The sequence below is a fragment of the Alteromonas sp. 76-1 genome, from assembly GCF_900654235.1.
GTDB classification, from domain to species: Bacteria; Pseudomonadota; Gammaproteobacteria; order Enterobacterales; family Alteromonadaceae; genus Alteromonas; species Alteromonas naphthalenivorans.
In genome coordinates, this window is record NZ_LR136958.1 from 3,833,530 (window position 1) to 3,856,330 (window position 22,801).

At 39.7% G+C, this 22,801-nt stretch carries 4 protein-coding genes (1 of these 4 cut by a window edge); all 4 read right to left on the reverse strand.

Features of this window, described 5'->3' with window-relative positions:
- Tightly spaced (each overlapping or abutting the next), the 4 genes in view from ALT761_RS16400 to ALT761_RS16415 form a layout consistent with a single transcriptional unit that may run on beyond the window.
- On the reverse strand, positions 1-4,641 hold the 5' portion of the coding sequence (locus ALT761_RS16400) for a type I polyketide synthase (RefSeq protein WP_129740002.1). 63 nt of this gene lie to the left of the window's left edge; only the first 4,641 of its 4,704 coding nucleotides appear in the window; the start codon lies at positions 4,639-4,641; the stop codon falls past the left edge of the window.
- Entirely contained in the window at positions 4,638-12,632 is a 7,995-nt protein-coding gene (locus tag ALT761_RS16405) for a type I polyketide synthase (protein ID WP_129740003.1), read from the reverse strand. The genes ALT761_RS16400 and ALT761_RS16405 overlap by 4 nt, the downstream gene beginning before the upstream one ends.
- Positions 12,632-19,276: a non-ribosomal peptide synthetase gene (locus ALT761_RS16410; RefSeq protein ID WP_129740004.1), complete on the reverse strand. Its 6,645-nt coding sequence runs from the start codon at positions 19,274-19,276 to the stop codon at positions 12,632-12,634. Before ALT761_RS16410 ends, ALT761_RS16405 begins: the two co-directional genes overlap by 1 nt.
- A complete protein-coding gene (locus ALT761_RS16415) occupies positions 19,276-22,737 on the reverse strand; it encodes a non-ribosomal peptide synthetase (RefSeq protein WP_172602909.1) in 3,462 nt (1,153 codons plus the stop codon). The genes ALT761_RS16410 and ALT761_RS16415 overlap by 1 nt, the downstream gene beginning before the upstream one ends.
- Between the last annotated feature and the right edge of the window lie 64 nt (positions 22,738-22,801).

A 22,801-nucleotide genomic window follows, 5' to 3' on the forward strand; every position in this document is an offset into this window, starting at 1 on the left:
CGTCTGGTCATTTTGATTGTCTTCAATATACTGAGCAATTCCTGAGATTGTTGGGTATTCGAACAATGTCTTTAATGTCACACCTGAATTGGATAAATCTATTTCGCCTTTCATCATCGACAACAACCTCGAAATGAGAATAGAATCGCCTCCTAAATCAAAAAAGTTATCGTTGACTCCAATACCTTCAATACATAGTAACGATTGCCACAATGAGACTAATTGTCTTTGTAAATCATTAGACGCTGATTCATATTCAACATTGAGTACTGGCCTTTGTTGACCATTAATAACTGCACTTATTTTCTCAGATGGTAGATTATTAGCTTCTGTTGTAACAAAAGATACAGACAACATTTTCTTTAGGCACTTAGTCGTGACTAACCACTGACTGGAAGAATTCGCTAAGGCTCTTTTGAATACTTCTTTGCCTTCTTCAGAAGAAATACCACTAGCCAGAACTTGCTGTTTTTGTTCGATCAAATGATCTGCAACTGCAGTGTTGACGGCCATACCAACATCTGACCAAGCATCCCAATTAATACTAAGAAAGTGTGTTGAATTTTTGCGGTTATTATTCATAGACAATGCAAAAGCATCTTCAAAAGCATTTGCTGCTGCATAATCAAACTGTCCAACCCCACCGACAATTGCATTCATTGAGGAACACATTATAAAGAACCTAAGATCTTCATTCTTGATTAGCTCATGTAAGTTTAACGTTCCATCTATCTTAGGAGCGACTACCGATTCTATATCAGACCTTGTTTTAAACTGCATAACTCCCTGCCCTGGAATTCCAGCAGCATGGATTACACCATTAATTACACCGTATCGAGTTTGAATACTTTCAATAACCGTTTTTAACTGATGTTTGTTTGAAACATCGGCTTGCGCAAAGTCAACTGTTACACCTTGATTTTCTAGTGACTGAAGATATGCAATTTTCTCAGCAATTGGATTCTCTTCCCCATTTGCAATCAGCCAGCTATCCCAGTCTTCCTTTAAGGGAAAGGTAGAGCGACTCATAAGCACGATGGTAGATCCTGAAACTTCAGCTAGCGATTCAGCTAAAGTTAATCCCATGCCTCCAAGTCCCCCAGTAATTAAAAATACTCCTGGTCTATCTATAAATGTTTCTGTCTCTCCAAACTCAAGTTCTACCATTGAATAATCGGGAATCCAACATTGAGAGTGCCTTATTGCAATTTCAACATCGCTACTATTGCTAAATATCTCTGCGGCTATTTGCTCGACACAATTTATCGTGTCTGAATTTTCTCCCGTCCAATCAATATCAATAGAACGACAACTAATTCTTTCATATTCCTGATTGATTACGCGAACCGCCCCTTTAATAGGGGATTTATTAATATCAATTTCCTCAGTACCGGTTACATTTTGTAATTGATTTGACAGTATTGTTATAGCTAGCGGGTGAATTTGAGAAATTTCATTTAGATTCTGACAGAGATATAAGAAGCTATACAAATTAAAATCTAGTTGAGAATTAGATAGCTTGTCATACTTCTCTTTACATTTTCCTACATTCCAACAATGGATAAGTTGTTCAGGTAAAAACTGCTGTTCTTTAAGTTCATCAAATAAAAGTTGATAATCCTCAACTTTAGATGGGTTAATTTGATAACAACAGTATTTATCACTTTCAACACGCTTAAATGATTCTCCAACTCGGACCCAGATCACGGATTCATCACTTAAACAAAGGCTCTCTGTTAATTGTTGGGCAAAGAACTCATCATCAACAAAAATAACCGTACTAATGGTCGACAATTTACGCTTAATTAAATGTCTTTTGGGTAAAAACTTAGATTTCCAACCTGGACTATAGAACCATTGTGCAATGTTTTCATTTTTTACCAGATATTCGTTATTTTTTGGAGTCTTATTTTGTGAATATAGATGATCATTCGATTCATCAGTCGCTATTGCGTCTACCCAATAACGCTCTCGCTCAAATGGATAAGTGGGCAACGGTACCCGGCGTGCTTTACCTCGCACTTGCTGCCAGTCTATCGTTACACCGCGTAGCCAGCATTCACCTAGCATTCCCAGTAACACTTCTCTATCTGCTAACGCTTGCTGACTATGCCGCATGCTGTGTACCAGCGTGTGATTGCCCGCTAAACCATGTTGTCTCACCAGCGAACCCAATACCATTCCCGGCCCCACTTCCAGCCAGACTGCACCCGCTGATAAACCTTCTTCCTGATGAATGTACTCTATACCCTCTGAAAACCTCACCGCTTCTCTTACATGCTTCAGCCAGTAACTCGCAGCTGTCACCTCTTTGCCCGCTAGTTTACCTGTCACATTACTCACGTAGCGCTGCTCCGGGGCACGTAATTCAACGCTCGATAATTCCGCCTCAAAATCTCCTAGCATCCCTTCCATCATCGAAGAATGGAAAGCATGAGATGTCGGTAACCGTTTGCTCATTACATCGTCTGCTGACAACGTTATTTCTAACGCCTCTATTGACGCCGACGGACCTGATACTACGCTGCTTTTCCGACCATTTAACGCTGCAATACTTAGGTCCGTTCCTTCCAGGTACGTTGCTAAACCGGCTTCATCTAACCCCACCGACAACATCGAACCTGGCGCCATCGCTTGCATTAAGCGACCTCGCGCGCTCACTAGTTTCAGGGCGTCAGGTAAGCTCATTACCCCCGCTAAACAAGCCGCAACATATTCACCCAGACTGTGACCTATCATCACCTCCGGGCGCAGCCCCCATGACAACAATAACTTCGCTAAGCTATATTCAACCGCAAACAAAATCGGTTGTGTCAGTCGTGTTTGCGCTAGTAACGCTGAGCTTGCTTCACTTTCCGCCGCAAAAAGCGCTACCCGAATATCTGATTCTATCTGTGGCATTCCTATATGGGCTTTCAGCAAGTCCGCGCATTCGTCCAGCTGTTGTTTGAACACTGGCTCCTGTTCGTAAAGCCCCGCGCTCATCCCTATATATTGGGTACCTTGACCACTGAACATCCATACCTGCGCTGGCTGATGACCTGACTCACAAACACCTCTTTTAAGGCCCTGAGGCTGAGATAACTGCTCTATTGCACCTGTCTGACTATGACATACCGCATAACCTCGGTACTCATAATCACTGCGACCCACTTGCAACGTAAAGCTGACATCCGATAGCGCTTGATGCGTATTCGCGGATAAGTGGCGGCTTAAGTTCTCTTGCATCTGCGTCAGGGCTGTCTCCGTTTTCGCAGACAAAATCAGCAATTGAGCTTTGTCATCTACCGACTCTTCATGCCTTAGCAACGGGGCCTCTTCCAGCACTACATGCGCATTAGTGCCACCTATACCAAATGAACTCACTCCGGCTCTGCGTGGTGTCTCTCCATCGCGCGGCCACGCTTTTAATTCTGTGTTTACATAAAACGGACTGTTCTCAAAATCTATCTCTGGATTCGCCTGCTTGAAATTGATGCTGGGGGGCAATTGCTGGTGTTTTAACGCTTCAACCGTTTTTATTAATCCTGCTACGCCAGCTGCCGCATCTAAGTGACCAATATTGGGCTTTAATGACGTAATCGCACAAAACTGCTTTCGCTCTGTATAAGACCGGTAAACCTGTGACAAAGCATTAACTTCAATTGGATCGCCTAATAACGTTCCAGTACCGTGGGTTTCAATATAAGATATATCTTCAGGATTAATGTCAGCATTAACAAGTGCTTCTGCAATAACATCCATTTGCCCTGTTACGCTTGGTGCTGCAAAACTCATTTTATTGCCGCCATCATTATTAATGGCGCTACTTCTAATTACGGCATGAATTGTATCCCCGTTTTCGACAGCTTCTTCGAATCGTTTCAACGCAACGACAGCAACTCCGTCACCAAAAACAGTACCATTAGCTCGCGAGTCGAATGCATAAACTTGTCCATCTCCAGATAATATGCTGCCTTCTTTGTAAAGATACCCCGTTCTCAAAGCCCTCACGGTCGCGGCTCCTGCCAAGGCTATATCACACTCATACGAAAGTAATGATTGGCAAGCTTGATGAACAGAAACAAGCGATGTTGAGCATGCCGTATTAATATTTAGACTCGGACCAGACAAATTGAGTTTGTAAGAAACATAAGTACTTATGAAGTCTTTTTGGTTAGCTAAAACGGTTGGCAAATCTACAAGTGATTCTAATGATTCGTCATTGCCGTTGAAATGCTTCATTTGCGAAGACAAATTTCCAAAGGGATAGGTACTAGTAGAAATTCCTGCATACATCCCAACTATATCAGATGACAGCTTACTTACAGCGTAACCTGCACTTTCTAACGCCTCATGAGCACAAGTTAGCAAAAACCTTCTTTGCGGATCCATGTAGGTGGCTTCTTTTCCAGAAATGCCAAAAAATTTTGCATCAAACCACTCGATATCATCGAGCGCACTGACACTATTAACGAAATCCTCTGATTCATAAACTGATTTAGATAACCCAGAGTTGACTATAGCCTCATTAGATAACTTACTAATAGAGCTATTTCCTTGCGATATATTTGACCAAAACTGCTCCGAGTTATTTGCACTTGGAAAGCGGCAGGACATACCGACAATAGCGATTAAATTATTATCTGTTTGTTCGCTCATGACGTAACCTTCTCTCTTCCGGATCTAAACGACTGACTTCTACTACGATTGCTCGACTTTTTTCTATTTTTTCGCTTATCTACAATAGACTCACCTTCAGGCACTTGAGATTGTTTATCTAAAAAGCCCGAGAGTTCACCTATTGTTAAATACTGAAACAGAGCAGCGATTGCGATATCTGATTCGAAATACTTTTTAACTAGCTTGTGAACTTGAGTAAGTGATACTGAATCTCCACCTAACTCAAAAAAATTGTCTTGGATACCAATTTGCTCAATGCCTAACACCTGCTGCCATATCGATACAAGTTTTTTCTCTGTTTTTGTATTAGCACACTGAAATGCCGTTTGTATATCCGGTCGCTTATGCAGCGTTGCCGGCTTTTCAGTTACGCCATGATCTTTTTCCCAGTGATTCAATCGTTCAGACAAAGGTCCGGTAGAGTTGATTAACTGTGGTACGACCCCGTTTGACATAGCAAAATCAAATGCGCTAACACCTTCATCTGGCGTTAAACTATATTGATTAATGTTTTTAAATAATGGATTCGAAAGCTGATTAAAACCCCAGCCATCCCAGTTAATTGATAACCAGTGCTGATTTCCTTTTTGATGTTGGAAATGGACAAATCCATCTACAAAACTATTGGCTGATGCGTAAGCAGCAAAACCAAGGCCACCTAAAATCGATGAAAGTGACGACATAACTACACAAAAATCTGGTTGCCGACATTCTAGAAGTCGCTCAAGGATTAGCAGCCCATTCACCTTCGATTTAAATTGCCTTTCACAACTTTCTTCGTTTGTTTGTTCTAGTGGCAACATCGCGCCTGAAACTTTACCTGCGGCATAGACAATACCATTGATCTCGCCAAATTGTCTTTCTGCATACAAGAAAGCTTCTTGCATAGACGTTTCATCACTCACATCTGCACATATGATTGAAAACTCAATGCCCAATTGTTCTAATTTTGTTAATTGTTCTATTTTTAACGTTGTTGGATCATCTTTAGCCTTATTTTTTAGCCATGACGCCCATTCTGTTTTTTCGGGGAATGTTGACCGAGTGATTAAGGTTAATTTCGGCTGAAAGCGCTTTGCCAAAAATTCACTCAAAGTAAGTGCTATATTCCCCAGGCCACCGCAAATAACATAATGCCCTTGCTTTTTAAATGAATGCGCAGGTTTAGCAAGACTAGGATTAAACCGCGTATAGTTAAGTGCCCATCTCTTTTGTCCACGAAAAGCAATGATTGGCACCCTTTGCTTCACGCTAACTTCTGACATTAACTGTTTAGCTAAAGCTTGATGATTAGAGTGAGATGTTATGTCTATATGATGACATTTTAAATTAGGTATTTCTTGATTCAGTACTTTGCAAAGCCCAGTTAAAGTCGAACTTTCGACATTAAGCTGTTCTTCACCGGTTACTGAAAAGCAATTTTCTGTAATAACATTAATTTGAACATCTTCTATCTCAATATTACCAGAAAGCGCTTGAGCTAGATAAAGCGCACTGTAATAACCATAGCGTTGCTTTTGGTTAAACCGTGTTTCCGCATCTGTTGTTTCTATGTCTTCGTACACACTTGCTAGATGTAATATTTGTCCTACTGATGTAGGACCAATGTCTTTGAGTAGACGTTTATAATGCTCTGGATTTGAGAGTTCTATGTGATATTGAAATTCTGACGCCTTTTCATAATGATGGCTATCGTGAATAACAATACATTCTTTTTCTAGCCTGGCTGCTTGCTCTACTACAGCTTGTGTAAGTTCAGTCACATTTCTAACAATGAGCAAAATTGAACGAGCTTTTGCATCTTCAGATGAAAATTTCTCAAACCCACGAAGTGGTAACATTTCCTGCCATGAGGGAACATAGAACCAATCAGCAACTTCGCCCTGTTTTTGATGGCTAACTTGTTGGCCGTAAATATTATTCTTATTAATATCTATCCAATAACGCTCTCGCTCAAATGGATAAGTGGGCAACGGTACCCGGCGTACTTTACCTCGCACTTGCTGCCAGTCTATCGTTACACCGCGTAGCCAGCATTCACCTAGCATTCCCAGTAACACTTCTCTATCTGCTAACGCTTGCTGACTATGCCGCATGCTGTGTACCAGCGTGTGATTGCCCGCTAAACCATGTTGTCTCACCAGCGAACCCAATACCATTCCCGGCCCCACTTCCAGCCAGACTGCACCCGCTGATAAACCTTCTTCCTGATGAATGTACTCTATACCCTCTGAAAACCTCACCGCTTCTCTTACATGCTTCAGCCAGTAACTCGCAGCTGTCACCTCTTTGCCCGCTAGTTTACCTGTCACATTACTCACGTAGCGCTGCTCCGGGGCACGTAATTCAACGCTCGATAATTCCGCCTCAAAATCTCCTAGCATCCCTTCCATCATCGAAGAATGGAAAGCATGAGATGTCGGTAACCGTTTGCTCATTACATCGTCTGCTGACAACGTTATTTCTAACGCCTCTATTGACGCCGACGGACCTGATACTACGCTGCTTTTCCGACCATTTAACGCTGCAATACTTAGGTCCGTTCCTTCCAGGTACGTTGCTAAACCGGCTTCATCTAACCCCACCGACAACATCGAACCTGGCGCCATCGCTTGCATTAAGCGACCTCGCGCGCTCACTAGTTTCAGGGCGTCAGGTAAGCTCATTACCCCCGCTAAACAAGCCGCAACATATTCACCCAGACTGTGACCTATCATCACCTCCGGGCGCAGCCCCCATGACAACAATAACTTCGCTAAGCTATATTCAACCGCAAACAAAATCGGTTGTGTCAGTCGTGTTTGCGCTAGTAACGCTGAGCTTGCTTCACTTTCCGCCGCAAAAAGCGCTACCCGAATATCTGATTCTATCTGTGGCATTCCTATATGGGCTTTCAGCAAGTCCGCGCATTCGTCCAGCTGTTGTTTGAACACTGGCTCCTGTTCGTAAAGCCCCGCGCTCATCCCTATATATTGGGTACCTTGACCACTGAACATCCATACCTGCGCTGGCTGATGACCTGACTCACAAACACCTCTTTTAAGGCCCTGAGGCTGAGATAACTGCTCTATTGCACCTGTCTGACTATGACATACCGCATAACCTCGGTACTCATAATCACTGCGACCCACTTGCAACGTAAAGCTGACATCCGATAGCGCTTGATGCGTATTCGCGGATAAGTGGCGGCTTAAGTTCTCTTGCATCTGCGTCAGGGCTGTCTCCGTTTTCGCAGACAAAATCAGCAATTGAGCTTTGTCATCTACCGACTCTTCATGCCTTAGCAACGGGGCCTCTTCCAGCACTACATGCGCATTAGTGCCACCTATACCAAATGAACTCACTCCGGCTCTGCGTGGTGTCTCTCCATCGCGCGGCCACGCTTTTAATTCTGTGTTTACATAAAACGGACTGTTCTCAAAATCTATCTCTGGATTCGCCTGCTTGAAATTGATGCTGGGGGGCAATTGCTGGTGTTTTAACGCTTCAACCGTTTTTATTAATCCTGCTACGCCAGCTGCCGCATCTAAGTGACCAATATTGGGCTTTAATGACGTAATCGCACAACTACCAGAAGCATTCGCACCAAACACTTTATTCAATGCTTTTATCTCTATTGGGTCCCCAAGTTTAGTACCTGTACCATGCGTCTCAATATATTGAATCGATGCAGCATCGACTGATGCCACATCCAATGCATCTCGAATGACGCTCGCTTGACCGAAGACGCTTGGCGCTGTATATCCTACCTTACCTGAGCCATCGTTATTAACAGCAGAGCCTTTTATCACCGCATGAATAGTATCTCCATCGTCAATCGCATCATCTAAACGCTTTAATAAAACGACACCGACGCCACTCCCACCGCGAGTACCAGATGAATCTTTATCAAATGCACGACAATGACCGTCTTTGGAAGCGACACCACCTTCTTGATACAAATACCCTGTTGGTGACAGCTGAGAGACACTTGCGCCACCAGCCAAAGCCATTTTAGATTCATAACTGAGCAAGCTAACACAGGCTTGATGAACAGCAACTAACGAAGTTGAACAAGCCGTTCCGACGTTAATTGAAGGCCCTGTTAAATTTAACTTGTAGGATAGGCGAGTTGCTGAAAAATCATTTCTATTGCCATATAAAACAGCTCTTGCCATTGAGTCCATCACAGATTGATTAGGCAAAAGGTTTTTCAATAGATACGTACTTTCACCAACACCCACAAATACCCCTACCTCTCTAGTCTCCTCGTTTCCATATCCAGATTGCTCGAGCGCTTCCACTGCACATTCAAATAGTAGACGCTGTTGTGGGTCCATCACTTCCACTTCTCGAGGTGTAAAACCAAAAAAACCTGCATCAAACAGCTCGATATCATCCAAAACAATGCCTTTTTTCACATAGTCAGGATTATCTATTAGTGCATCACTCAAGCCCGTTTTGCGCAAAGATTCATCGTCAAAAGATTGAATAGATTCCTTGGCTTGCGCAATATTTTTCCAAAATTCATCAATTTTATTTGCGTCAGGAAAACGACCAGCACTCGCAACAATAGCAATGTCTGTTGATTGGCTACCGACCTTTCTAATTCGGCGACTACTTTCAAAATCTCGTTGAGCATTTTCCGATGCTAATAAATGATTACACAAATCTAAAATAGTTGGATAGGCAAATAGATCGGTAATGGTTACATCGTAATCAGTTCGACTATTAATCTCTTGTTGGACCATAATGCAATGAATCGAAGTGCCACCTACCTCGAAGAAATTGTCGTTGATACCCGGTGATTCAATAGAAAGAACTTCACTCCATATTTCAGAAATGTCTCTTTCTAATTTTCGTTTGGGGGCGACATGACATTTTTTCTTCACTTCACGATCATTTGGCACTGGTAAAGCGCTATAATTAACTTTGCCGTTAGCAAGCTTGGGGAGCGATTCAATTATGACCACCGCCTTTGGCATCATATAGTCAGGTAAAACCAATGCGAGCGTTTCCAGATAACTTGATGTCAACATCAGCTTTGCCGCTTCCACCTTGTCTGGATTATCATCTTCAGGAAACAAAGATGGCTCTACATATGCGACAATATATTCATTATCACCTTTTCCAATATCAAATAACTGTGATTTAACAGCACAACGATCAATATCTGTTACTTTCAACAATTCAGATTCAATTGTCAGTGGAGATATTATGTATCCCCTAGAGTGTATTAATCGTTCGAAGCTAGCGCCAAATTCGATGGAACCATTAGCTTTTCTCCGTACTCTCTGGCCCGTTTTGAAGACCGACTCCAACGACAGCAGATCTTTATTCTCAATGTGATCTATATTAACTCCTACGCCACTTATTGTTAATTCCCCCCAAACGCCATCGGGTACCTCATTGCTATTTTGGTCGACAATAAATAACTGCGTATTTGAAATAGGTTCACCCGACATACACAACGTATTGCAGTCAGATATTTTCGTAGCTATAGAGCAAAGGGTCGTTTCAAGAAACCCATACAAATGTGAGCAACGGCTAACATTTTTGAATATGCGGTTAATCAGTGCAGGTTGCCAATCATTGTCAGAGTATATTGCGTGAATTGGTAACAATTTTTGAGCGTCTAATTCATTTAAAATTGAAGACCAGAAACTGTGATTACCATGTAAAGTTGTAACATTATACTGCTCAATTTGTTCAACTAAACATTTGGGATCTTCCATACAAATTTCAGACGCTAAAACCAACGTCGCGCCAGAAAGCAGAGTCAAATAAATATCTACAAAGTGCGAACTGCTATTGATAGAAACATGGCTGAGTAAAACTTCTTCACTAGATAATATTTGCTGACACTTTAATGATGAAAATAAATTTTCTAAACTATCATGCCGAATACTAACGTGCCTTATAGGTACAACTCGCTGCTCAGGCAATATCTGACAAGCAATTGAATTTGGTTTACACAACATGTGAGAAATATCAACTCGATTACTCTCCTTGCTATTTACCTCTGCTTTGACCGATGATTCGTCGAAACAGATCACTTTCTTTTTGGGTGCAGTGATATCAGCTGCTAAGTCAGTTTGCGTAATAATCAGTTCGATGTTTTTGTCAGCATGAAAGCTATTTACGACGTTGCCGTTTTGTATTTCAAATGGGACATAATAAGCGCCTGATTTGAGTACGGCAAAGATTGTTACGACCAAATCTATCGAAGATGGCATAACTATACCGACTGCATCGCCAGGCTTTAAGCCTTGCTCGATTAAATATCTCGCGAGTTGGTTAGATTGCTCTTCCAATTCCCGATAAGTCATTTTTTTATTGGCAGCAATAATGGCAAATTTGTCGCCAAACTCTTCTACATTTAACGCAAGTTGATCCTGTAAACATAAATTAGTTGTATGGCTATTCTCAGTTCTATTTCGTTGCTGATGCTTAAGCATCTCTTTGGGATTAATTACATTCAGCTCGCATAACTTAGAATCGGGGCTGGTGATCAAATTATCTAACCAATGTACAAAATTATTTGCCATTGATTCTATCGTTGACGCTTCAAATAAATCTGTCGCGTATTCCCAGCCAAAACATAGGCCATCATTTCGCTCTTTAACAAACAAGGTGATGTCATATTTAGCCGTATTCGACTCAAAGTCCATTGCTTCAATTTTTAGTTCAGGGAGGGAAAGTTCACCAGTTTGATTATTTTGTAAAACTAGAGCGACCTGAAATAAGGGGGAGTGACTTAAGCTTCGCTCTGGTTGCAAACTATCAACCAACTGTTCAAAAGAAACTTGTTGATTTGAGAAAGCTGACAATATTTGAGATTTAGCTTGTCGTACTAATTCACTAAATGTCATGTCTGACTGCACATCAAATCTTAGTACCAACATATTAATAAAAAAGCCGATGAGATCTGTCAACTCTGCATTTTCTCTATTGGCAACAGGGGTACCAATAACTACGTCATGACATTGAGAATATCGACTTATAAAGCTAGCAAAAGCAGCTTGCAACACCATGTATAAAGTTGCACCGTTACGATAACCAAACACTTTAAGTTGATTGAGTTTTTCCCTATCGACAAGATGAATGAATGTTTTGCCTTTATAGCTTAGTTTTGGAGCACGAACTTTGTCTAATGGCAAGTTGTGAGTTGTAGGGATATTCATTAAGTTATCAACCCAAAAAGCGAGTTGTTTTTTTATCCCATCTCCTTTAAACCATTCTTGCTGCCAAATTGAATAATCACTATATTGAATCGGTAATGGTTCAAGTGAAAATCCAGAGTCTACTAATAAATCAGAATAATTTTGAGCAATATCACGGATCAATATGCCAATTGACCAACCATCAGAAGCGATATGATGCAAATTTACCAACAATTGAAACTCAGTATCAGTCAACTTTATAAGTTGGGCTCTAATAAGTAGGTCTTTTGTTAAATCAAAAGCTCGCCCAAACTCTCGCTTAGCTAACTCTTCTATTGCAAACTGCTGCTCTTCTTTACTCATTGACGAAAAATCAAAGACTTCAAAAGGTGTTTGAAACTGCTCTTTAACGATTTGAAAAACCTGGCCACCTTCTTCTACAAAGTTTGTTCTTAGTACTTGATGGCGCAATACTAACTGTTTAAATGACTCCTCCAAATAATCTATTTGACAATTTCCAATCAACTTGGCCATAAAAGGTAAATTATAATGACTGCTGTTGCCTTCAAATTTATCAATGATCCACAGTCTTTTTTGTGCAAATGATAATGGCGCTTTAAGTAAGTCATGCTTTTTAATAGTAGATGATGAGCGAGCCGTTTCTTTTGCTAATAAGTACTGTTTAATATCTGTTTTATATGACTTCACAAGGCTTCTTAACTCGTCGGTGAAACCCGCCTTTCTAGCTTTAAATGCTAGCCCCCCGTCTTTTAGATACAAAGAAACACCGGCCATTTTAGCCTTTTTAATGATCTCAGCTACATCCATTAAATCATTCCTTCTTCAATTTCTTCATCAGCTTCCGTTAGATTTAGCAAGCCATCATTGAGTTTTTCTATTCTTTTATATGCAATGATATTTTCTGCAATTGCCTTAATCGTTGGTTTTTCAAAAAAAGTTGTTATCTGAAATTTGTCACTGTCTAAATCAAACTCATTGCGAATCGCACTAATAATTTTGGCTGCTTGCAGCGAATCACCGCCTAGCAAGAAAAAGTCGCTTTCTACATTTTGAACTTCCAATCCCAATGTTTCTGACCAAATAGCGCACAATTTTCGCTCAGTCTCATTTTCAGAATAAACAATATCATCAGCTTGTTCTTGCATTAGGTCTGGTACTGGCAGTTCATCACGATTAACTTTTCCATTGGCTGTCAGCGGAATGTTATCTATCGCAATAAATCCAGCAGGTATCATGTAATGAGGTAATGCTCCACTAATTAGTTGAGTAATATCTTCTTTCACTTTGTCGAAAGAAATATTGTTGTTTGAAAGTACCAAATAAGCGATTAGTTTTTTATCGAACTTTTCGCCAAATGCGTTAACAACGACATGCTTCACCAGTTCGTGTTGCTTAACAATACTTTCAATTTCCCCTAACTCAATACGATAGCCATTGACCTTTACTTGGGCATCTTCTCGGCCTAAAAATTCAATATTCCCATCAGCAAGATATCGCCCCATATCACCTGTTCGGTACAAGATTTCACCGGTGTTAGGATGCTTAATAAAACTCACTTTAGTTTTTTCTGGGTCTTTAAAATAACCTTTTGCTAAACCTATACCACCAATGTATAAATCACCAACCACTTGTTCAGGGCATTCACTTAAATCAGACTTGAGCACATTAAATGTTTGATTTTCCATTGGCTTTCCATAAGGAATACTAGTCCATTTATCTTCGACTCGTTCAATTGGATAATATATTGACCAAATAGACGCTTCTGTTGCGCCCCCAAGGCTATAAATATTGACACCATCAAACATCTTTTGTATTCGAGTAGGTAAATCAAGGGGGATCCAGTCACCACTCATCATGACAGTACGTAGAGGAGATTCTATAATTAATTGTCGATCACAAACCGTATCAATCCACATTTGCATTAACGCGGGTACGCTATTCCAAACGGTAACTTTATGAATATTGACCAGCTCACTCCAAACTTCTGCGTCATTTACCTTATCTGCCGGAGGAAGCACAATTTTACCACCAACCCCAAGAATGCCAAAAATATCATAGACAGATAAATCAAAGTTCAGCGCTGACAATGCCAAAACGGTGTCATTTTCTGTAATAGAAAATCGATTGTTAATATCAAAAATAGTATTAATTGCACCTCGATGGTCGATCATCACGCCTTTAGGTATACCAGTCGAGCCTGACGTAAATATAACGTAGGCTAAATCAGTGTCTGCCAAAATACTGTTAACTCGTTGGTGAGGTGCAACACCCAAATACTCAGAACCTATTTCGATGCTTTGTACTGAAATCAACTCATCTACACATTCTTTTGTATGTTGTTGGCACAGGACCGATTGCACATCACCGATCTCTAATAAAGAATGTATTCTTTGAACTGGCAAGTTTGCATCAATCGGCAAATACGCCGCGCCAGCCTTTAAAATACCCAATACAGCCGCAATCTGTTCCCAACCTTTTTCCATTACCACTGCGACTAATTCATTTTGCTTAAGTTTTGCTGCAATAGCATTACTCATCCACTCAAGTTGCTGATACGTGATTTCGATATTTCCGCTCACTATCGCTGTTTTATGTGCAAATAATTCCGTCATTTGCTCAAATGGTTGATGAAGAAGCTGAGTAGGCCTATCTACAGAGGTGTTATTAACCATCCGCCTTCGCTCATCCTGAGGTGGCGGCAATACACTACGTTTCGTGTCACTCCAGAAATACTCATCAGTAAGCATTTGATTAATACTGCGCTCAAATTGTTCAAACATTTCTTGCACTAAATTAGCAGGAAACAAGGCATCGACACTATTCCAATTAATCTTTGCACCTTCACCAACCTCAGTTATCTGGCAGTCCAGCAGTACTTGAGAAGTTTGGCTATAACTTTTCATTGACTGCGCTATTTGTGCAAAAAATGGATTCTCATGAATATGCTTTTCAGTGCCCATTCCGATTAAACTGGTAAAAACTATTGGCATAATTACTCGTTTACCATCACGAGCACTTTTCTCACGAAGCACCTCAATTCCTGTAAAGTAGCGGTATTCTAAATCTTGAAGCAGTTGATTTTGAATATTCGTTACACGGTCATTAAAGGCAAAAACATGGTTATGATTTACTTCCAGCAAACTAGAGGAAGTAAAATCACCAATAACATTTTCAATATCTTCATGTAGCGGTAATCTGTTAAATGCAGTTACATTAATAGTGAAATGTTTGTTTTTGGACCAGAGCGCCAAAACATCTGAATATAATGTTAGTAAAACATTGGTGATGGTTACTTGATTTAACTGCGCAATTTTTTGCAATTGCCGCCACTGCTCTTTTGAAAGGTTGATAGCACGTTGTTTGAACTGTAGAGATTTAGTTTTCCCTAACTGACCAGCAAGAGGCAACTCTGGAGATAACGGTAACGCATCAATTCGCGCTAACCAGTATTGTTTAGATGATTCAAAAAGCGCAGTGTCTTTAAGCTTCTCTTCTGCTAACACATAATCTCTAAAAGAAACGTTCAGATTTGGCAACGCGGACTCAGGAGAGTGATATAATTTCGCAATATCTTGTAGGAAAATTTGTTTACTTCTGGCGTCCATATAAATTGCATCAGTACATAAATGGACCTTCGTTTTTTCATTAGTAAACTGTGTTATCCTGATATCAAAATTGGGCCATTGTTCTAGTGATTGCATCCTTTCAAACATTTGTCGTTGAACATTAGCAAAGTGTTCGTTTTGATGCTCTTCTGATTTTCCGACTAAGGAATAATAAGCTAGAGAGTAGTATGGGGTCTCGGCAAAAATTTGCTGCGAACCATCACGGTTAAGTACCATCCGAAGCATATCATGGCGCTTTACTGTTTGATTTATAGCCTTTTCTAATAATTCCCGATTTAAATCAGGAATTTCAAATTCAACATAGGATTGTGTTGAGACCCCGCCTAATTCGAAGATTCCCGCTCTTCCTAACCAGTAGGCATGCTGAATGTTATTTAATGGAAATGATTCATACCATTCATTTGAACGTACCGTTAAAAGTGAATCTAGTTCATTGGTTTTCGCTGGTTGCGCATTCTGTACTAACTCAGCTAAAGCTCTTATCGACGGATTAATGAAAAAGTCTTTTAGTGAAACAGCTACATTAAATTCTTTACTCACCTTCGCCAATAGATTCATAGCACCAATTGAATGTCCACCAAGTTCAAAAAATGAGTCATCAATACTGACGCATGATACCCCAAATATGTCACTCCACAGTTGAGAAAGTTTTTGTTCATTTGGATTTCGAGCTGCAATGTTTGTTGATTTTATTTCTTTAACAATCGCCATTTTCGATAGGACTAAACGATTGATTTTACCACTAGCTGTTTGCGGCAATTCGTCTAACTGAATAAATTGATTTGGCACCATGAATGTTGGTAGGTACTTTTTCAATTTATCTCGCCAACCTTCAACATTCATATTCGATTGATCAGCAGTAAAAAATACAACTAACGAGTGTTGGTCAGAATTGGCATCGTAATGCTTAATAGCGGCTGCACTTTTTAACTTCTCAATTCTTTTTACGTGAGCTTCTATTTCGCTTGGCTCTATCCTAATACCATTAAATTTAATTTGTTGATCTTTTCTACCAACCCAGCGCAATAGTCCTTGTGAGCAAACGTACCCAAGGTCACCTGTATGATACTTCCTAATTGGCAACAATGTAGAGAGATATGGAACGTTCGGGCCCTTTGTTGTTGCTTCTATACAGTTGCTAAATCGTTCCTCCGTTAATACGTCTTTATTCCAATATCCTTGCGCTAAAAACGCGCTTTGAATTACTAACTCCCCTACTTCGTAGGCTTTACATTTTGACTTTTCATTGTTTATCAGCTCAATGCGCATTCCAGGAATTGCTTGACCTAAATTCACAACCCTCTCTTGCCGGCACACCTTTTGAGTAGAAATCAAAGTTGATTCAGTTGCTCCGTACAGATTAATTAAATCTGCACTAGCAGGTGAAATCCTATCAAACAAAGAGATGGTAGAGTCGCTTACAGCTTCACCTCCAATAACAACTTTACGGATATTTTCAATTTTGTAACCTTTAAAGTCGCCGAATATTGCGTTGAATACTGTCGCAGTAGAGTGATATACGCTTATTTCCTTTTCTTGTATTTCATCAAGTATCTGACTCTGTAACACATGCTTTATATCAGTTAAGTATAGAGTAGCCCCGGAAATGATAGACCCAAACATATCGGGTATTGAAGCGTCGAAACTAAATGAAGCTAACTGTAAGATTTTGTCATTTGAATTTAAATCTAATAAATCGGCATATTGCTTGGCGTGATAACTCAACCCATTTATGTTTTGTAACACTCCCTTAGGTTTTCCCATCGATCCTGATGTATATAGAATGTAGCCTGCATTCCAATTTTTACCTGTCGTACTACTTGAGCATTTATCATAGGCTTTGGGCGGTAAATCTTTGTCTATCAGTAAAGATTCCACTCCTAGTTTTCGGCAGTAGACTTCAGCATTGGAATGATTTGATAGGTCATTCACGATTAACTGAATTTGCGCATCTTCAAGTATATCTACAATCCTTTGAGTTGGAAAGCTCGTATCAATAGGCACGTAAATCTTGTCAGCTTTAAGACATGCCCACATTGCAATGATGATTTCTATTCCTTTTTCCTGAATTAATGCAACCCTTTGAACTTCTTCGAGAGATGCCAGTTTAGCTGCATAAGCATCACTTAGCTCATCTAATTCTGCATAGGTTATTGAGTGATCTTGAAAGACAACTGCGGTTTTATTTGTGTGCTTTTCTGCTTGCTTTCCAAGCATCTGTATCACGTTGAAGGGCAAGTCTACATCTACGTGACCAGAATAGTTATCATTAGTGATTTCGAACAAAGTGTATTGAGAAACAAGCTTTGCAGGATCATCTGCTAATTCAATTAAGAAAGCTTCAAACTCTTTAGCTAGAAACTGGGCTGTCGATTCTACAAAAATATCTTCATTTAGCACCCAATCAAAATGTAATCCATTGTTATTTTGACTCGCGTAAAGGTTCACATCGTATTTTGCGGATATTGAGTCGTCTGAGGAATAGGGCTTTATTTGACAATCATCTAAAGCTAACTCAATTTTTTCGTTGTTCTGTAATACAAACCAAGACTGAAAAATAGGATTTATATTATTCCTTCGTTCGTGATTTAGTGTGCCAACAATATCTTCAAAAGGGACGAATTGATTGGCGAAGGCTTCAATTATTGTATTTTTGTTATGAGATAACAGGTCAGTGAAATTTTGATACTTATCAGATAGATCTGTCCGCAAAACAACCGTATTAATAAACAAGCCTATGAGTGGCTCTAGCTCAGACTTTTCTCGACCTGAAACAGGTGTTCCTACAACAATATCGTTTGAATCGCAAAAGCGTCCAAGCAATACAGCGAACGCCGTTTCAAGAAACATATACAAGGTTACATTATTTGACTGACAAATTTCTTCTATTTTATTAAGAATAGTTTTGTCAATAATCGTTTCTGCGCACACACTTCCATGGGTCATGACTTCAGGTCTTTTCTTGTCAACTGGGAAGTCAGTGTAGGGCGATAAGCCCGAAAGTGTGCTTTGCCAAAATTTTAATCCTTGTGTATAGAGAGGGCTAGTTAGCAACTCTGCTTGCCAATGTACGTAGTCACTATATTGATAAGGCAACGTTTGAAGGCAGGGTGTATTGCCCAAAGCAAAAGCCGAGTACAACTTATTAAACTCTTGTTTAATTACCCCTACAGACCAGCCGTCTGATGCAATATGATGCATATTAAAGATAACAAAATGGCGTGTTGACGAGACGCGAAAAAGTGTGACCCTTAACAAACAATCCTCTGACAAATTAAACGACTTATTTCGGTCATCGCTAATGATTGAGTTAAGTTCTTCTTCTATTGACTTTAAACTATTGTCTCTACGTGTCATTTCAACAACAGGAGTTTTATGTTCAAGGTTCAGTACAGTTTTCACCTGTCCATCAACTGTTTGATAATTTGTCGACAAAATGTGGTGCCGGCCAATAATCGCCTCAATAGTTGAATAAAATGCAGATTTGTTAAACTTACCCTCAACTTCAAATACTCCCTGAATATTATATTCTGCTGAGCCTTCGTTTTGTTGATCTAAAAATAATAATCTCTGTTGTGCTCTAGATAAAATCCCTCTATTTTCGCTTGGTATTTTTCTTATTGGAGGCAATTGAGCGGATATCGGCTTACTTGCACTTTTTAACAGAGAAAGGTGTGTAACAATCTGTTTTTTGTTTGCTATGATTTCCGTTTTAAGTTGTTCAGATAAACCGTTAGCTGCTTTAAAAGCTAATTCACCCTTGTCATTGAGATAAAGCAAAACATCTTGTTGTAAAGCTTGATCAATTATGTTTGCTACAGACACTATAAAACTCCCTCTTCTAGCGTTTTATTTAGGGATAAAAGTTGACGCTCTTTTTCAATAATGCGTTCATTTTGAGCCCGCTTTTCAATTAATAGAGCTATTTTTTCTGGAGTTGAATTTTCAAATAGATCTTTAAGTGTTAGCTGCACTGATTCGCATTCAAACTTACTATTCAAAGCGCTTATCAGTCGAGTTGCCAGTAACGAATGACCACCTAGATTAAAAAATTCATCCTTAATTCCTACATTTTGCACACTTAAAATCTGTTGGAATTGAGCAACAATGGTCGCTTCCAGATCTGTTCTTGCATTAACAAATGTTTGTTTAAAGTCTTCGATATTGAGTTCAGGAAGTCGAGCAATATCCACTTTACCGTTAGTTGTTAATGGCATTTCGTCTATAGCGACAATGAACGAAGGAACCATATACTCTGGTAGCCGAGACATCAGCATTAATCTTAACGATTGTGAGCACTGAGTGATTGTTTCATTCTTTTTAAGCGACGAAGGCGAAAGCACCACAAATGCAACCAAATACTCTACCTTCTCTTGAACTTGTACGACAACTTTTGAATCAATGACGTCTCGACTCTCGATCAGGGCATGTTCTACTTCACCAGGTTCGATTCTATACCCTCTAAGCTTAATTTGATTATCTTTACGTGAGACAAATTCAAGCTGGCCATCTTGCAGATACCTCACAAGGTCACCAGTACGGTATAGCACCTCGTTCTGGTTAGCCGATATGTTCGATTTTATAAATCGCCCCTGATTTAAATCACTATCGTGATACCCATTTGATAGACAATCCCCACCAATATATAACTCCCCCACTACGCCAACAGGCACCAATTTCATGTTTTCATCTAGGACTCGATGAACCGTATTGCCTACAGGCCTACCAATCGGCGTTGTTTTATAGTGACTTTGATTTAATTCAACGGGAAATACTGTACTACAGACTGTTGCCTCCGAGGGACCATATCCGTTAACAATAGTCAAATTAGGTAAACAATGTTTTATTTCTCGAAGCAATTTATAGGAAATAGGCTCAACACCAACCAAGATAAACCTTAAAAAATTAAAATCATGCCCTCGCTTAAGCCGTTCCAACAATATGCCGAGGTAACCAAAATGCAAATAAAGATTATTTATTTGATTTTCTTGGACCCAATCTAAATAAATATCACCATCGTTTCGAACGCTATCATTTGCAATAAAAAATGTTGCACCGCGGTATAAAGGACAAAAGATTTCATAGATTGAAACGTCAAAGCTAATACTAGTCCACCAACTGCCAGAATGAGTTGACTTAGTATCACTTAAGTTAGCAAAAGTGGTTAGTAAATTTACTAAATTTCCATGCGTCACCTTGATACCTTTAGGATTACCTGTTGAACCTGAGGTATAGATCATATAGGCAATATCCGACGCTTTTATATCAATATTGGGCGATAAAGGTGAATACTTGTTTAATGTCTCAAACTCCTTTAGCAAGATAACTTTACAAATAGCACTTTCGCTTAGAGAACTTGATGCAATACAAAATTTTGCCTGGCTATCATTTAAAACAGCGGAAACTCTCTGACTTGGGTAGCTAGGATCAATACCAATAAAAGCTGCACCTGCTTTTAGTATTGCTAAAATTGAGACAATACACTCAATACTTCGCTCAAGGTATATCGCAACTTTATCACCGAAGGAGAGACCTTTTTCAATTAATAAGTTTGCAAGTTGATTGGCTTTTTTATCAAGTTCTGCATAAGTGTACGACCTGTTTTTACCTACTACAGCCAGTTGCTCTGGGAGTTTATGCGCGAATGATTCAAAAGCAGTTATCACATGACTAACATCGATGTGGTATTCGGGCCCCTTTCCCCAATATTCAACTAACAAAGTTTGCTCCGATTCACTAATTATTTCTAAATCATCAACAGCAGTATGGTAGTCATTGACAACACTGTTGAGCAATTCCAAATAGTTACTAGTGAGCCTCTCAATAGTTTTGCTAGAAAACAACGAGTTGTTATAATTCCACTTGAAAAGTAAACCTTTCTTATCGACGACTGCGGTCAAATCTAGATCGAATTTTGCAATTTTCGAAGAACTGTCAATGTCTTCTATTTCACAATCGGCAAACTGTAGCGATTGCTTTTTATATATTAAGGTGAACATCATTTGAAATAACGGATGGACACTCAAACTTCTGCTTGGCTGCAGACGTTCAACAAGTGTTTCAAACGGTACACTTTGATGGGCGAGCATAGTGTTGACTTCATGTGCATTTTTTTTCAGTAAGTCAGCAAATGATGCCCTACCGTCGACTTCACAGCGAAATACTTGAGTGTTGACAAAGAACCCTACTACTTGCTCTAAATCTTTGTGTAATCTACCTGATGTTGGCGTACCTAAGACAATAGTTTTTTGCTGACTATAGCGGTAAAGTAAAACAGAAAAAGCGGTAATCAGCAAAGTGTATAAAGTTACGTTTTGCTGCTTGGCTAACTTATCAACCTTACTGTGTAATGCTGAATCGACATGATTACTTATGCTATCACCATCAAAATTTTGCTTGGTTGCTCTAGGAAAATCCAAAGGAAAATTATGGACCGGAGAGATGCCCGAAAGATGTTTTTCGTAAAACGTAATGTCGTCTTTGAACTTGCTAGAGGGCAATAGATTAGCCTGCTGCCAACGAGAAAAATCTGTATACTGTAGTCTGCCGCTCTCCTTGTCATTCACCTCTTTATTTTGTTTAACGACGCCAGTTAATTCCGTTTGAAGAGCCATTTTCAGGTAGGTGTTGTAAAACGAACTTAAATCACTTAGTAAGATATCGACTGATGTGCCGTCAGCAGCAATATGGTGCACATTAAGAATCAAATAAGTGGTATCGTCACTTATTGACAGTAATCGAGCTCTGAAAAGCTGCCCTTTAGTCAGATCAAATGACTCATGTTGTTCAAAATCAATAGCACTAGAAATATCCGAATCCGAAGAAACAAAACGATTTTCTATGAGCGGTTGATAGACACGCCCAACCGATTGAATCAGAGTATTTTGCTCTTCATAAAAAAAAGTTCTCAGTGCTTGATGTTTATGAACCAATTTCTGGAGTGCTTGTTCAAGTACACTAAACTGTAGTTGCCCTTTTATTTTAAACGCGCCAATCATATTGTAAAAATGATTGGAGCCCGACATCTCAGAGAGCATCCACAAACGCTTTTGGCCTAAAGACGCTATAACTGGTTTAGAATAATTTAAAGGTTTAATATCTGATATTAAATGTGTATCTGTTCTCTTTCGAATTATTTGAATGATTTCGTCCTTGTGGGCTTTAATCCTTGAAATTAATTCACTATCTGGCAATTTTTCGTTAAAACTCAGCTTGAGTTGTTGCTCCAACAAGGTAACGGTGATGCCAGCTTCCCTACAAGCTGTTAATATTTCAATTGCATTCATTGGCATTACCTTCTCTGCCAAATAAATGAGAAGAACACGATACATAGAATAGCGTTTTGCGGCG

Excerpts from the sequence above, each read along its gene's own strand:
- ALT761_RS16415 (WP_172602909.1), bottom strand. The coding sequence starts at position 22,737 with ATGAATGCAATTGAAATATTAACAGCTTGTAGGGAAGCTGGCATCACC.
- ALT761_RS16405 (WP_129740003.1), bottom strand. The coding sequence starts at position 12,632 with ATGGATGTAGCTGAGATCATTAAAAAGGCTAAAATGGCCGGTGTTTCT.